The organism is Marinisporobacter balticus (assembly GCF_004345705.1).
Classification (GTDB): domain Bacteria; phylum Bacillota; class Clostridia; order Peptostreptococcales; family Thermotaleaceae; genus Marinisporobacter; species Marinisporobacter balticus.
On sequence record NZ_SLWV01000013.1, the window covers coordinates 25,845 to 41,055 of the forward strand.

The window sequence follows — 15,211 nt, forward strand, 5'->3', positions numbered from 1 at the left end:
CAAACATCTAAAAAAGACAAAACAAAAAGAATACGCTATTAGCTTTAAGATTCATTCCTTATGCTATAGCCTATTCTTTTTTTCTTTTTTTGTAAATTGTGAATGAATATTGCGATCAGCCTAAAAATTTATTTAGCATAGGATCTTATAACCGCAATGATCGTTTCTACAGCTTTATCCATAGATTCTATAGATATTGTTTCAAATTTACCATGAAAATTAAATCCTCCTGTAAATATATTGGGCGTTGGCAGTCCCATGAAAGAAAGTCTTGCTCCATCTGTACCTCCTCTTATGGCTTTAACAATAGGTTTTACCCCTACTGTTTCCATCGCCTTTACTACTGAATCAACAATATGCATTACGGGTACAATCTTTTCCTTCATATTAAAATATGAATCCGTTAATACAAGTTCCACTGTATCTTCACCATATTTATCATTCATAAATTGACAAGCCTTTTCAATTAAAACTTTTTTATTAAGAAATTTTCCCATATCATGATCACGAATAATATATTCCATCTTCGTAAGTTCAACTGTTCCAGTAAATTCATCAAGATGAAAAAAACCTTCATAACCTTCTGTATATTGAGGGATTTCGAATATTGGAAGAAGGGCATTCAGTTCCATACCTATTAGCATTGCATTTTTCATCTTTAGCTTTGCTGAACCTGGATGAATATTCACCCCATGAACTTTAATAGAAGCAGAAGCCGCATTGAAGTTTTCATATTCAATTTCTCCAATAAAACTACCATCTATGGTATAAGCAAAATCTGCTCCGAATTTCTCAACATCAAATTTGTCTGCACCATTACCAATTTCTTCATCTGGTGTAAAACAAATCTTAATATCACCATGCTTTATTTCAGGATGCTTTATAAAGTATTCTGCTACAGTCATTATTTCTGCTATACCAGCTTTATCATCTGCGCCAAGTAACGTAGTGCCATCTGTAGTAATCAGCGTTTGTCCTTTATAATCTGCTAGATATGGAAAATCTGATACACGCATCATGATATCTAATTCCTTATTTAAAACGATATCCTTTCCATCATAATTTTTAATTATCTTCGGTTTAACATTTTCACCTGAAAAATCAGGACTTGTATCTAGGTGAGCAATTAACCCTATCACTGCTGCATTTTCAACATTCCCCTTTAGCGTTCCCATCACATAACAGTTTTCATCCACATGGGCATCTTCTATTCCAATAACCTTTAGCTCTTCTACTAATACATTGGCCAAATCAAATTGCGTCATCGTACTTGGTGTAGTTTCTGAATCCTCATCTGATTTTGTATTGATGACTGCATATCTAAGAAATTTTTCATAAGCTCTTTCCATTCTTATCTCCTCCTTACTCCTTATTCTTTTTAAAAAGTTTACAGTTCATGCATCTCATCCATACCCTATTTTATTGAAAATCGAGATAAGAAAAAGAGGGTATCTCACAATAGAAAGTACTTTCTAAATTGTGATCCCCCATTTTTTTACTTTAAACGAATGCTTGAACTAATAACATGACTGCTGAAAATCCTCCTATGATTCCCATTAAAGGCATAATAAATTTCAACCATTTATCATAGGTTACATCTACCATCGAAAGCGTAACCAATATCAGTCCTGTTGGTGTAATGAATGCCATTAGGCCTTGCCCATATTGATAAGCACTAACAATCACATCTCTTGGTAATCCAACCGTATCAGCGAGTGGTGCCATAATAGGCATTGATAATACTGCTAATCCTGATGAAGATGGAATAAAGAATCCAAGGACACAGAATATTAATAACATCAATATAGAGAATACCCCACCATTCATTCCAGTAACAATGTTGGTTGCTCCATGAAGGATTGAGTCAGAAATCAATCCATTATCCATGATGATATTTACAGCTCTCGCAACCCCAATTGTTAAAGCAACACCTACAAGATCAGCTGATCCTGCCACAAAGTTTCCTACCGCTTTTTTTTCACCCATTCCAGAAATTGCACAAATAACGATTCCTGAAGCGAGGAATAAAGTCGTCATTTCTTTAAACCACCAGTCTTGAGAAGAAACACCCCAAATCATCACCCCAAAAGTACATGCAAAAAGTAAAATCATTAATTTCCGTCTAAAAGTAAATTCTGGAACTTCTTTATCTACATGTAAAAATCTCTTTTCTATATCGTCTTTTTGATCAAAAATAAGTGATTTTGAAGGATCTTTTTTGATTCTTTCAGCATATCTAACAATATATACAATGGTTATAATCGTAGCAATGAAAAGTCCAACCCCTCTGATCATCAACCCATTTGTAAAAGATATACCTGCGGCATTTGATGCAATAACAGAAGAAAACGGATTTACCGTTGAAAACATTGTGCCAATAGATGAACCCATGTATAAAGCTGCGATACATACAATCGCATCATATCCTGCTACCATGAACACCGGAACTAAAATTGGATAGAGTGCTATAGTTTCTTCTGCAAGACCAAAGGTTGTTCCTCCTAAAGATATTAAAAAAGTAACAACTACAATCAGTAAATATTCTTTCCCTTTTGTCATACGAGAAAGACTTGCAAACCCAGCATCAAAGGCCCCACTGCTGTTAAGAACACCTATGATCCCCCCTATAATAAATACAAACATAATAATGTCTACTGTATCATAAAGCCCTTCAATTGGTGCTTTAAGAATTTCAAAAATTCCCTGTGGATTACTTGGTAGTTTTTCATAAGTACCAGGGATGGCAACTGCTTTATAGATACTTCCATCCGTAAACTTAGAAATATCTACCTTAACCCCAAGTTCATCTAGTGTAGCTTGTGTACCTGGATATTCTTGTGTTGATTCTCCATCCGGTAAAGTCACTACAAACATTTCTGTACTATCATCAAATAAAAGCTTTGCATATGACCCTGCCGGAACTGTATAGGTTAAAATTGCTGCGAAAATTAAAACAATAAATAATACCGTATAGGCCGTAGGAAAACTTCTTTTTTTCTTTTGCTTTTGCGTATTCATACTATTCCTCCCTTATCTTCATCACAAAATCCCATCATTGTTATTACATTAAGTAACCACGTATACATCACATAAAGTACTGTTTTCACAGATTTACTCCATATTTTTATTTTGGATGCAATCCCTCCTTTAAGACCTATTATTCCTTTAATAAAAATTTATTTTAATAATTTTAATAAAGCACATGCATAAATCTCTATCGCCATTTTCATTTCATCTAACTTAATACATTCATTTGGCTGATGTTCTGTTTCTTCCGTATATGGAAAAGCTGCTCCAAAAGCCACACAACGGTCCATAGCCCTAGCATAGGTTGCTCCCCCTGATGAAACAGGCAAGCTTTTTGAATCTCCCGTAATTTCCACATACGCTTCCATTAATGTTTGTACAAGTTTAGAATCAAGTGGTGTATAGATAGATTTTAGATAATCGTTTTCCACAATAATAAAACCATATTTTTGTACAACTTTACTTAATTTATTTAAAACAAATTCCTTATCTATACTTACTGGTATTCTTATGTCAATATTTAAAGTTTCATTATTTTCATCCATATTTATTTTCCCAATATTAAATTTAAGTGCGCCAGATACATCATCTTTACATTCTCCAAAAATCTTAATTGCCAATGCATCTTCTAAAATATTCTCAACTATAAAATCAATACATTTCGATTTTAATCCGATTTTATCCATTGCTATGAGTAATCTGCATATGGCATTGATTCCTTTTTCAGCATCTTTCGCATGAACGCTTTTTCCCATAACCGTAATCATACGATTATTTTTTTTGTACTCAAAATTTAATTTTTCTAAAGCTTCTACTAACGAATCTGCATCTTTCGTCTCATACAAAATTTCTGAAGGAACCGAATTATAGGCATCTCCTCCTTTTAATCTTATATTCGTTTCATTTTTTGCAACCAAATTTACTTGCAAAAGTCCTTTTTCTGCATATATTAATGGGAAATCTGCATCTGGTGTAAATCCATAATCAGGCATTTTCTCTTTCTTCTTGTATTCCTCAATTCCTCTCCAAAGAGATTCTTCATCCGTTCCATATATAAATCTTACCTTTTTGTTAACGTTAACACCGCTATCCATGATGGCTTTGAGGGCATACATTGCTCCTAAAGTAGGACCTTTATCATCTTGTGTTCCTCTACCAAATAATTTACCTTCTTTAATAGTCGGACTAAAAGGCTGCGTATCCCATTTTTTCAAATCCCCTGGCGGAACTACGTCTAAATGTCCCAAAACCCCAATCATTTCATCACCATTTCCATATTCCGCATATCCATAGTACCCTCTAGGATCATAAAATGTATCAAAGCCTAGCTTATCCGAGATGGCTAACATTTCTTTTAAAGCGTCATCTATATTCTTCCCGAAAGGATATGGGCTTTCATCCTCTTCATAAACACTCGGTATACGAATTAACGCTTTAAGATCTTCAATAAACACATTAAAATTAGATTCGATTTTTTCTTTTATTATTTTCATCATCCATCCTCTTTTATAATTTATTTTTTGTCGTTATTCGAATTTTATATGAAAAAAAAGTTTTTTTCTGTAGTCTATATTACAATTTGTGGTAATAAAAAAAATAATCAGAATATTTTTCTGATTATTCTATAGGTATATTCGTAAGCTTTTTAAGCCCTTCAATATCTTTAATAATTATTTTTCTCTCTTTAATTTCTATATAGTTTTTATCTTTGAATAGCTTTATTCCATTTGTAACTGTAATCCTATTAAGACCTATTCTGTTGGCAATTTCTTCGTGCGTCAATACAATACTTATATTGTTCTTTAAATTTATGTTTTCTGTATAGTATAGTCTTATAAAAAAATCTGCTAATTTCCCAATAGAATCATTAAATTGGAAGTTTGTTAATTCTAACATAATCATTCTATGTTTTCTTATGATACTCATCAAAAAATAATGATACATCTCAGGATCTTCTTTTAATCTACATTCTATAACGTCCCTACTTACCACCGATATTTTCCCATTTGTCACAGCTTTATTGACAACAAAAGTTCTATTTTCATCAAAAAAATCTATTTCTCCAAATATACTTCCTGCTGTTATTCTATAGAAAATGATTTCATCACCATTTTTTGAATACATAACTTGATTCAATTCACCCTCAAGGATAATATAAATACTATCTGCATTATTAGGATTAATAATCTGTCCTTTTTTTAAAATTTCAATTTTCCCATGCTTTGCTAAGTTATTTATAAAAAAAATATCCATCTTTTTTTGCACATCTTGATCAAATATTTTTTCATACATAAAGTATTCTCCTTAATTATATACAACAAAACGTCTTTCAAGAAACTTACAAATTTTATTCAAATCTTTTTTAATCATAAAATACTTCATACAAAAATAATCCTTGCGCTGGCGCAGTAACGCCCGCATTTTCTCGAGTCTTTGATGCGAAAATATCTTTTATGCTCTCAGGAGTTCTTTTTCCTTCTCCGATTTCTATAAGGGTTCCTACCATAATTCGAACCATATTATGTAAAAATCCATTTCCATGAAATAGTAGGTGCAGTTCATTTTCTTCTTTTGTAATATCCATTTCGAATATTTCTCTACTTGTTGATTTTTTACTAGATTTTACAGATGAAAAAGCTTTAAAATCATGTTCTCCTAAAAGATAACTGCCTGCTTTTTGCATCGCTTCTATATCCAAATAATTCGGCACATAGTAAGTATATTTTCTATTAAAAGCTGTTGGGATTGCGCCAATTCTTATCCTATATAAATATTTTTTAGATTTTGCATTATACCTTGCATGAAAACGTTCGTCTACTTCTTCTATGCCTTTTACCACAATATCTTTTGGAAGATATTGATTACAATACCGTCTTATTTCTTTCGTACTCATGTTTATATTTGTTTTGAAGTTCACAATTTGCGCGAGTGCATGCACCCCTGAATCCGTTCTTCCTGAAGCAATAACCTCAATCTTTCTACCTGTCATTTCAGAAAGAACCTTTTCAAGTTTAGACTGAATTGTATTTTCCGTATCCCCTAGTTTTTGCCATCCATTATACCTAGCCCCATCATATTCGATGGTTAGTTTTATGTTTCTCATTAAAATTTATGACCCCTTCCTATTTACATCTATTTTTTTTTCGATCTCATTTCCTATAGCATATCCTATAGCTCCACCAATTATATATCCTACCACAAAATTCGAAAACATTGTGAAAAAAAATCCAATAAATCCTCCGATTAAAAGAAAGTTCATTCTTATATTTTTCTTTATATATTCTATCATTGAACGATCCCCCGATCTGCTATTTTTATCTATACAATCAATTTTTTATTCTATTCATATCCTATATTCAATATATTCTACATTTTCTGCAAATTCCCTTTTCTCAATTTTAATCGTTTCTCATTCATTACACCGTAACAAATTCTATTTTCCTTAAGTTTTACCTATATTTTCAAATAAATATGCTATACTATGGTTATATCATTATTTAAAGACCATGGAGAATATTTATGAATATATTAAAGAAAAACAAAACCCTAATCTTATCTATATTGACTATTGCTTTACCTGCTATTGTAGAAATGGGATTAAATACCTTAGTTAATATTGCGGATACCTTGATGATTGGAAGGATTATCGGAAAGAACGGCCTCGCCGCAGCTGGTTTTTGCAACGAACTGGTCTTTTCACTTATTTTTATCTTTTCATCCTTTAATACAGGAGCTACCGCAATGGTTGCGCGACGTTTTGGAGAAAAAAATTATACTGAACTCAATAAAATAACAGGGCAAAATCTATCCTTAAATCTATTTGTTGGATCGATCATTTTCATCCTTTCCCTGATTTTCAAAAAAGAATTGATTATGGTTTATGACATATCCTCTGCTGTTTTAAATATGTCATTAGCTTATTTTCAACCGATTGCTTACAGTATCTTATTTATGTTTGTCTCTTTCTCTGTTGCTGCTAGTTTAAGAGGTATTGGTGATACAAAAACACCCATGCTCATTACACTCATCACCAATATTTTAAATATTATTGGGAATTATTTTTTGATGACAGGTTTTTGGATCTTTCCGAATATGGGTATTGAAGGAGCCGCTGTCTCTACTGCTTTTTCTAGGTGCATAGGTATGCTTCTATACCTATATGTTCTTTTAAAAGGAAAAGACCAATGTAAACTTATATATGAAAACTTAAAAGTCACAAAAGAAGTACTAAAACCTCTTTGGAAAATAAGTTATCCAGGCGCCATTGAACAGCTTTCAATGAATGTATCTTTTATCGCTTCTAGCATAATTATTTCCAAGCTAGACACAGCTTCAGAAGCTGCCTTTCGTATCCTACTAAGTATCGAAAGACTATCTTTTATGCCTGCTGTTGGTATGTCTATCGCTGCAGCAACACTCGTAGGAAAAACCCTTGGCGAAAAAGATATAAAGAAGTCATTGGATACAGGATATACAGTTTCTTTTTTAGGTGTTATTTGGGGGATATTTATAGGCATGTTCTTTATATGTTTCCCTAGACATTTATTAAGCATTTTTACAAAGGAATTAGCCATTATTAATCTTTCTGTTTTTGCCATGTTTGTTGCAGGTTTTAATCAACCCTTTCTTAATTTTATGATTGTACTATCCGGCGCATTAAGAGGTGCAGGTGATACGAAAGCGGTCATGATTATTACTGGATTAAGGGCATGGACTATGTTTGTTCCGCTATGTTACATCTTTACGATCACATTAAAATTTGGTGTTGCAGGTATGTGGTTAGCAGAAATTACATCGTTTTTCGTATTTTCATCTATTCTATTTAATCGATTTCGAAAACAAAAATGGGTAGAAATTGATTTATAATCTAAAAAAAACAGGTATCGATTTATATCCATACCTGTTTTTTTAAGTTTAAATATCCTTTTTCCTATACTCTCCTAGCATTTCCTTTGGTGGCTTAGGTCCAAAAAATTGATAGTAATCTACTTTAATCCTTCCATTGTATAGCTTCCTTTTTTTGCTTGCACGTTTTCCATATAATTTTTCAAAATCTTCATCCGATGTGATAATGTATGTAGACCAAGTATCCAGTTTTTTAAATACTTTTCCCATTCTCGCATAAAGCTGTTGCACTTCTTTTTTTTCACCTAATCTTTCTCCATAAGGAGGATTGCATATGATATATCCATATTTTTCGTTAGATCTTATCGTAGCCATATCCCCTACAGCAAAGGTTATACAATCCTCAACCCCTGCGTTGCAAGCATTTTCTTTTGCGATCTCAACAGCTTTTTCATCCATATCCGATGCAAATATTTTTATGTCTTCATCTTGTCTGATAGCCTTTAGTGCTTCTACTCTTGCATCTTTCCATGCTTTTTCAGGTATTCTTTCCCAACCCTGCGAAACAAATTTTCTTTCTAATCCTGGGGCAATGTTTTTTCCAAGCATAGCTGCTTCTATAGCAATGGTTCCAGATCCACACATCGGATCAATCAATACCCGATCTTCTCTCCAACGGCTAATCATTACCATTGCTGCTGCTAATGTTTCTTTTAAGGGTGCTTCATTGGCTTTTTCTCTATAACCCCTTTTATGTAATCCTTGTCCACTTGTATCAATCGTAAGTGTCGCAACATCCTTTAATAAAGCTACCTCGATAGGGAATTCCTCGCCATCTTCCTCAAACCACTCTGTATCATAATGTTCTTTTAATCTCTCTACAATCGCTTTTTTTACGATGGCTTGACAATCGGAAACACTAAATAATTGTGATTTTATAGATTTTCCATTAACAGGGAATTTGCCATTCTCAGGAATCCATTCTTCCCATGGTAAAGCTTTTGTTCTCTCAAATAATTGCTCAAAAGATGTGGCTTTAAATTCTCCCATTTTGAGTAGTACCCGGTCTGCTGTTCTTAGCCACAGATTTGCTCTCGGTATTGCATATGTATCACAGGTGAAAGTAACCTTTCCATTTTCAACTGTCATTTGTTCATATCCAAGGTTTCTTACTTCAATTTTCACCATTTCCTCTAACCCAAAAGTGGATGTTGCAATTAATTCAATTTTTCCCATATCATCTCTCCTAAACTGATCTTTCTATTTTCAATTGGTTATATTATAGCATAAACTCAACTTTTTATTCTTATGCATTCTAAAAATTCTATCCTTTCACTGATCTCTTCTGCTAATTTCCTTACTTCTTCTGCAAATAAGTTTGTTGATAGAACAAAAGCAAATCGCTATAATAGAAGATAAGTCCTATAGAATCGTATGGCTATTGTAGACAAAAAATTGACGCTAGCCTCTTATAATTTAACATAGCATAAGATGCGCTATTGGCTTGAATAAGATAGGAGAATTTTTATGGAAAGAATAAATAAAATCCTTATCCATCTAAAATATATTGATTATTTGAATAGAAATTTTGAATCTGAAAAGACGCGTGTGTTTTGTCATCATGATCTGCGTCATGCCATCGATGTAAGCAGAGTCGCTTATATCTTAGCTTTAGAAGAAAATTTGAACATAAAAAAAGATTTGATCTACGCGGCTGGTCTTCTTCATGATATTGGTCGATGGCAGGAATACCTCACAGGTATGGATCATGCCCTTATCAGTGCTCAGTTTGCACCAGAAATATTAAAAAGCTGTGGATTTACGCCTAGTGAAGAAAATATTATATGTTGCGCCATTAGAAATCATCGTAAAGAGCGCGCACAAAATATGTCTTTAGATAGGATATTATACAGAAGCGATAAACTTTCTCGTCCCTGCAATGAATGTCTTGCAATCCATCAGTGTAAACGATTTAGTCCTAGAGAAAAACCTAAGCTTCATTATTAAATGTATCTTTGCTACATAAAGTAGCTCCTATATACTATCAAACCTAACCATTTCTTATTTTGCCAATACCGTCCACAACTAATGGACTCGTAGGAAAGGAGTGTTTCCGTTGATTTTAATGATTGATAATTATGATTCATTCACGTATAATTTAGTACAATATCTAGAATGTTTAAAGGAAGACGTACTTGTTTATAGAAATGACTGTATCCATCTAGAAAAAATAGAAAATTTAAACCCCGATATGATTGTTCTATCTCCTGGACCTTGTACACCAAACGAAGCGGGCATTTGTAAAGATGTGGTTGGTCATTTCAAAGGAAAAATACCGATCCTTGGCATATGTCTCGGGCACCAGACTATTGGTCAAGTATTTGGAGGGCATATTATAAAAGCAAAAGAACCTGTACATGGAAAGGTGCATCCTATTCACCATTCAAACAAAGGCGTATTCGAAAATCTTCCAAACCCTTTGAAAGTGACTAGATATCATTCTCTTGTCATAGAAAGAAAAACGCTCCCAGATTGTTTAGAAATCACCGCCGAAACCTTTGACGGAGAAATTATGGGAATTAATCATAAAGATTATCTATTAGAAGGGGTTCAATTTCATCCTGAGGCTATATTAACAGAGATGGGTATGGAAATTTTAGAAAACTTTTTGATCAAAGCAAAAAAATGGACAAGTAGGTGTAAACATGTTGATTAAAGCAATAAATACTTCCCTAAATAGCTTCCAAATCTATTCACTTTTTAAAGATGAACCTTATAGCTTCTTCTTAGATAGTGGTATGGATCACGAAAAATTAGGAAAATATTCTTTCATCGGATTTGATCCTTTTTTGATATTCAAAAGCAAAAACAATCGGATAGATATTTGTGAAAATGGGATAACTTCTACTTTTTATGGTGATCCATTTAAAAAGCTAAGAGAAATATTTTCAACCTATGCAATGGATTACAAAACCGATCTTCCCTTTATCGGCGGTGCTGTTGGCTATTTGGGCTATGATTTATGCCACCATATAGAGAAATTACCTCGAACTGCAATAGATGATATAAATATTCCCGACTGTTATTTTGGACTCTATGATGGTGTTATTATTATTGATCACGTAAAAAACACTGTATCCATTGCTGCTTTAGGCATAAAAGATAGAGAAAAAACTATCATTGCAAACATCGAAAATATTATAAAAGAAACCGAAAAAACAGGAGTTACCCTATCTATACAGAAAAAAAATAATCCCGTTACACTTAAATCTAATTTTGAAAAAGAAGATTATATGAAAGCAATCAACAAAATCAAGGACTATATCAAAGCTGGAGACATCTATCAAGCAAATATGACCCAAAGATTTGAATGTACCCTTGAAGAATCCCCTTTTGAACTTTACGCAAAGCTTAGAGAAATAAACCCTGCACCCTTTGCAAGCTTTATAGATTTTGGAGAAGGCCAAATCGTAAGCAGTTCTCCAGAAAGATTTATTCAAATAAAAGAAAATATCATTGAAACAAGGCCCATTAAAGGAACACGTCCTAGAGGCAATACACATGAAGAAGATATGAAAAACAGAGAAGAACTATTATCAAGCGAAAAAGATAAAGCAGAACTTTTGATGATTGTAGACTTAGAAAGAAATGATCTTGGAAAAATTTCAAAAACAGGTAGCGTAAAGGTAACGGAATTATTCCACTTAGAAGCCTATCCGACGGTATACCATTTAGTCGCTACTGTTATAGGCAAAATGAAAGATGATCTCCATATAATAGATTGTATTAAATCCGCTTTCCCAGGAGGATCTATTACGGGTGCTCCCAAAATAAGAGCCATGGAAATTATTGATGCATTAGAACCTACCCAAAGAAATGTTTATACAGGTTCTATCGGCTATATAGGCTTTAATGGTAGCGTTGATTTAAACATTGTCATCAGAACCATCCTTTGTAAAGACAAAAAAGCATACTTCCAAGTGGGAGGTGGCATCGTTTGGGATTCAGATGCAAACCTTGAATACGAAGAAACATTGCATAAGGCAAAAGCACTTATCAAAGCTTTAGAAAGTTAGCTTTTAAAATTGGAGTGATGCTATGTATATCTCGTTCAATGGCAATCTAATAAAAGGATCAGATGCCTTTGCTTCTCCAAATAATGAAGGTTTTCAATACGGCTATGGGCTATTTGAAACCCTAAAAATCGTAGATGGAAAAATATTCTTTATTGAAGAACATCTCGCACGATTAAAAAAAGGTTGCAAGGAATTAAACATTGGTCTAGCCTATGATTTAAAGCTTATACAAAAGTATGCCTATGCACTCATTCATCAGAATAATATTGTTTTTGGTGCCCTAAAAATACTTTATGCAAAAGATAATGATGGATACGATTTATTGATAACGACTAGAAAAAATGCTTATAATGAAGAAAAATATACAAAAGGATTTAAATTATGCTTTGCAACCACAAAAAAAAACCCCTATGCAAAGCTGACGTATATTAAATCTAACAATTATCTAGAAAATATATTAACAAAAGCATACGCCCTAAAAAATGGCTATGATGAAGCCATCTTTTTAAATGTACATGAAAAAATTAGCGAAGGTACCTATACAAACATATTTTTTGTAAAAGATAAAATCATCCATACCCCTTCTATTTCATGTGGTATTTTAGAAGGAATTATGAGAAAAAAGATCATTGATTTGATTCATGCGTGTAATTTAACATTGAAAATTGGGGAATTTAATAAAGAAGATCTATTGGGGGCAGACGAAATTTTTCTAACAAATTCTTTAATGGAGATTATGCCTGTTTACCAATTAGCGCATACAGTATTTCCTTTAAATAAAAATCATATGACGAAACGATTACAACAAGATTTTTATCATTTATACTATGAAAAATAATGACCTGCTTTAAATCACGCTGTCATAAATGTACTTTTCTCATAATCTATTTGAGAACACAAGGTATTTCTATCCATAAAATACACACTACAAGAATAAATACAAGTAAAACCTATAAAAACAAAAAGAAAAGAGGAATCAAAATGGACAAACCAAGAATAGAAAAGGCTGTAAGAGAAATATTAGAAGCAATTGGTGAAGACCCAGATCGAGAAGGTTTGAAGAACACGCCAAAAAGAATTGCCAAAATGTATGAAGAAATTTTTTCAGGACTTCATGAAGACCCGAAAAAACACTTAGAAATATTTTTTGAAGAAGAAAAGCACGAAGAACTCGTTTTAGTAAAAGATATTCCTTTTTATTCCATGTGCGAACACCATCTCGTTCCCTTTTTTGGAAAAGCACATGTTGGATATCTCCCTAGAAATGGGAAACTTACAGGATTAAGCAAACTTGCAAGAGTTGTAGAAACCGTTGCAAGAAGACCACAACTTCAAGAAAGATTGACTGCATGCGTTGCAGAAGCATTAGTAGAACAATTAGCTCCTTATGGTGTGATCGTAGTCGTTGAAGCAGAACATATGTGTATGACTATGAGAGGCGTAAAAAAATCTGGTTCTAAAACGATTACTTCTGCTGTAAGAGGATTATTCCAAAAAGACGCAAAAGCAAGAGCAGAAGCTATGGCACTCATTAAATTTTAGCTCTTTTAGGGGGAAATAAAATGAATTGTAAATACAATTTTTCACGAAAAGTAAATGTATCCTGTAAAGAGTATACATTAAACCTCGGAAGCAAAACCTATATCATGGGTATTTTAAACGTTACACCCGATTCTTTTTCAGATGGTGGAGACTTTATAGGCTTAGAAAAAGCAATCCATCATGCAAAGGAAATGGTCGCGCAAGGTGCAGACATTATAGACATAGGTGGAGAATCTACAAGACCAGGTCATATGGAAGTATCCCCACATGAAGAAATCGAGAGGGTTTTACCTATAGTAGAGAGACTTATAAAAGAAGTCCATGTGCCCATATCTGTAGATACCTCTAAAGCGCTAGTCGCCCAAGCAGTACTAGAATCAGGTGCCCATATGATTAACGATATTTGGGGGCTTCAAAAAGATCCAGACATGGCAAAGATTGTTGCAAAACACGATGTCCCAATCATCATTATGCACAATCAAGATGGAACTGAATATAAAAAAGATATTATGGAAGACATCATTGATTTCTTAAAAATATCTATTGATATTGCATTAGATGCAGGAATAAAAAAAGAAAAGATCATTTTAGATCCAGGCATTGGTTTTGGAAAAACACCAACCCAAAATATTCATGTCCTATCAAGATTAGATGAACTAAACAGTCTAGGCTATCCCCTATTGTTAGGTACATCTAGAAAATCTATGATTGGAAAGATACTTGATCTTCCTCCAAAAGAAAGAGTAGAAGGCACCATTGCTACTTCTGTTATGGGAATCATGCATGGTATGGATATTTTAAGAGTCCATGATGTAACAGAAAATCTAAGGGCCACAAAGGTTGCCGATGCCGTATTGAGAGGAACTACGCTATGGATAAAATAATCATGAAAAATCTAAGCTTTTATGGCTATCATGGTGCCATGCGGGAAGAAAATGTACTTGGACAAAAGTTTTTTATAGATATTGATCTCTACGTAGATTTAGAAAAAGCAGGAAATAGTGATCATGTGAAAGACACGGTTCATTACGGAGAAGCTTATGCGCTTGTAAAAGATATTGTAGAAAATAAACGATTTGACCTCATAGAAGCATTAGTCGAAGACATTGCAAAAGAAATTTTGAATCAATTTCAATTGGTAAAAGAAATAAATGTAACCATCAGAAAACCCGAAGCACCTGTAGCAGGTATATTTGACTATTTTGGGGTGGAGATAAGGAGAAAACAAAATGCGTAAGGCTTATTTGGGAATCGGTAGCAATATTGGAAATAAAAAAGAAAATATTGAAAAAACCATTGCACTACTAAAAGACAATCCCCTTATAAGCGTGTGTGCTATTTCATCCTTCTATGAAACAGCCCCTGTAGGCTATACAGACCAAGACTGGTTTCTAAACATTGTGGTTGAAATAGATACCTCCTTAGTACCTTATGATTTACTTGATTATTGTCATCACATTGAAAATGAATTAAAACGTGAAAGAATCATCAGGTGGGGTCCAAGAACAATCGATGTGGATATCCTCCTCTATGAAGATTTTTTATCCACAGATGAGCAGTTAATTATCCCCCATCCTAGAATGTGTGAACGCGCCTTTGTCATGATCCCCCTTTATGAGATCGCAAAGGAACTGATCATTCATAACAAAGAAATTAAAACGATTGTAGAAAATCTAAAAGAAAAAGAAGTTAGAACTTTTTCTAGCACTACAAACAAGTAG

16 protein-coding genes are annotated in these 15,211 nt (G+C 33.3%); 9 read left to right on the top strand and 7 right to left on the bottom strand.

Annotated elements, in window-relative coordinates:
* Positions 1 to 128: 128 nt before the first annotated feature.
* From pepT to EV214_RS10440, 6 genes are all read right to left on the bottom strand, one after another.
* On the bottom strand, positions 129 to 1,349 hold the full coding sequence (gene pepT, locus EV214_RS10415) for a peptidase T (RefSeq protein WP_132245480.1): 1,221 nt from the start codon (positions 1,347 to 1,349) through the stop codon (positions 129 to 131).
* 151 nt (positions 1,350 to 1,500) lie between these two features.
* Positions 1,501 to 3,018: a YfcC family protein gene (locus EV214_RS10420; RefSeq protein ID WP_132245482.1), complete on the bottom strand. Its 1,518-nt coding sequence runs from the start codon at positions 3,016 to 3,018 to the stop codon at positions 1,501 to 1,503.
* Positions 3,019 to 3,176: 158 nt separating this feature from the next.
* Entirely contained in the window at positions 3,177 to 4,520 is a 1,344-nt protein-coding gene (locus tag EV214_RS10425; RefSeq protein ID WP_243116615.1) for a Sapep family Mn(2+)-dependent dipeptidase, read from the bottom strand.
* 124 nt (positions 4,521 to 4,644) lie between these two features.
* Complete coding sequence (locus EV214_RS10430) at positions 4,645 to 5,319, bottom strand: Crp/Fnr family transcriptional regulator (protein WP_132245486.1); 675 nt, start codon at positions 5,317 to 5,319, stop codon at positions 4,645 to 4,647.
* A gap of 70 nt (positions 5,320 to 5,389) precedes the next feature.
* On the bottom strand, positions 5,390 to 6,130 hold the full coding sequence (gene truA, locus EV214_RS10435) for a tRNA pseudouridine(38-40) synthase TruA (RefSeq protein ID WP_132245488.1): 741 nt from the start codon (positions 6,128 to 6,130) through the stop codon (positions 5,390 to 5,392).
* A gap of 6 nt (positions 6,131 to 6,136) precedes the next feature.
* Entirely contained in the window at positions 6,137 to 6,316 is a 180-nt protein-coding gene (locus tag EV214_RS10440) for a hypothetical protein (RefSeq protein ID WP_132245490.1), read from the bottom strand.
* Between the two features lie 230 nt (positions 6,317 to 6,546).
* Between EV214_RS10440 and EV214_RS10445 the strand changes: the two genes are divergently transcribed.
* Positions 6,547 to 7,893: an MATE family efflux transporter gene (locus EV214_RS10445; RefSeq protein WP_132245492.1), complete on the top strand. Its 1,347-nt coding sequence runs from the start codon at positions 6,547 to 6,549 to the stop codon at positions 7,891 to 7,893.
* A gap of 48 nt (positions 7,894 to 7,941) precedes the next feature.
* Here EV214_RS10445 and EV214_RS10450 read toward each other — a convergent pair whose 3' ends face one another.
* A complete protein-coding gene (locus EV214_RS10450) occupies positions 7,942 to 9,108 on the bottom strand; it encodes a THUMP domain-containing class I SAM-dependent RNA methyltransferase (protein ID WP_132245494.1) in 1,167 nt (388 codons plus the stop codon).
* 291 nt (positions 9,109 to 9,399) lie between these two features.
* On the opposite strand from EV214_RS10450, the gene EV214_RS10455 reads away from it, so the two are divergent.
* From EV214_RS10455 to folK, 8 genes are all read left to right on the top strand, one after another.
* Positions 9,400 to 9,879: an HD domain-containing protein gene (locus tag EV214_RS10455; protein ID WP_132245496.1), complete on the top strand. Its 480-nt coding sequence runs from the start codon at positions 9,400 to 9,402 to the stop codon at positions 9,877 to 9,879.
* A 109-nt stretch (positions 9,880 to 9,988) separates the two neighbouring features.
* Entirely contained in the window at positions 9,989 to 10,588 is a 600-nt protein-coding gene (locus EV214_RS10460) for an anthranilate synthase component II (protein WP_132245498.1), read from the top strand.
* Positions 10,578 to 11,948 (top strand): aminodeoxychorismate synthase component I, encoded by a 1,371-nt coding sequence (gene pabB / locus EV214_RS10465; protein WP_132245500.1) that lies wholly within the window; start codon positions 10,578 to 10,580, stop codon positions 11,946 to 11,948. Before EV214_RS10460 ends, pabB begins: the two co-directional genes overlap by 11 nt.
* 22 nt (positions 11,949 to 11,970) lie before the next feature.
* Entirely contained in the window at positions 11,971 to 12,786 is an 816-nt protein-coding gene (locus EV214_RS10470) for an aminotransferase class IV (protein WP_132245502.1), read from the top strand.
* A 143-nt stretch (positions 12,787 to 12,929) separates the two neighbouring features.
* A complete protein-coding gene (gene folE, locus EV214_RS10475) occupies positions 12,930 to 13,490 on the top strand; it encodes a GTP cyclohydrolase I FolE (protein ID WP_207669673.1) in 561 nt (186 codons plus the stop codon).
* A gap of 20 nt (positions 13,491 to 13,510) precedes the next feature.
* Positions 13,511 to 14,374: a dihydropteroate synthase gene (gene folP, locus EV214_RS10480; RefSeq protein ID WP_132245506.1), complete on the top strand. Its 864-nt coding sequence runs from the start codon at positions 13,511 to 13,513 to the stop codon at positions 14,372 to 14,374.
* The gene (folB, locus tag EV214_RS10485; protein WP_132245508.1) at positions 14,362 to 14,727 is read left to right on the top strand and encodes a dihydroneopterin aldolase; all 366 of its coding nucleotides are present in this window, start codon (positions 14,362 to 14,364) and stop codon (positions 14,725 to 14,727) included. The genes folP and folB overlap by 13 nt, the downstream gene beginning before the upstream one ends.
* Positions 14,720 to 15,211 carry a 2-amino-4-hydroxy-6-hydroxymethyldihydropteridine diphosphokinase gene (gene folK / locus EV214_RS10490; RefSeq protein ID WP_132245510.1) on the top strand — a complete coding sequence of 164 codons (492 nt, stop codon included), beginning with the start codon at positions 14,720 to 14,722 and terminating at the stop codon, positions 15,209 to 15,211. The genes folB and folK overlap by 8 nt, the downstream gene beginning before the upstream one ends.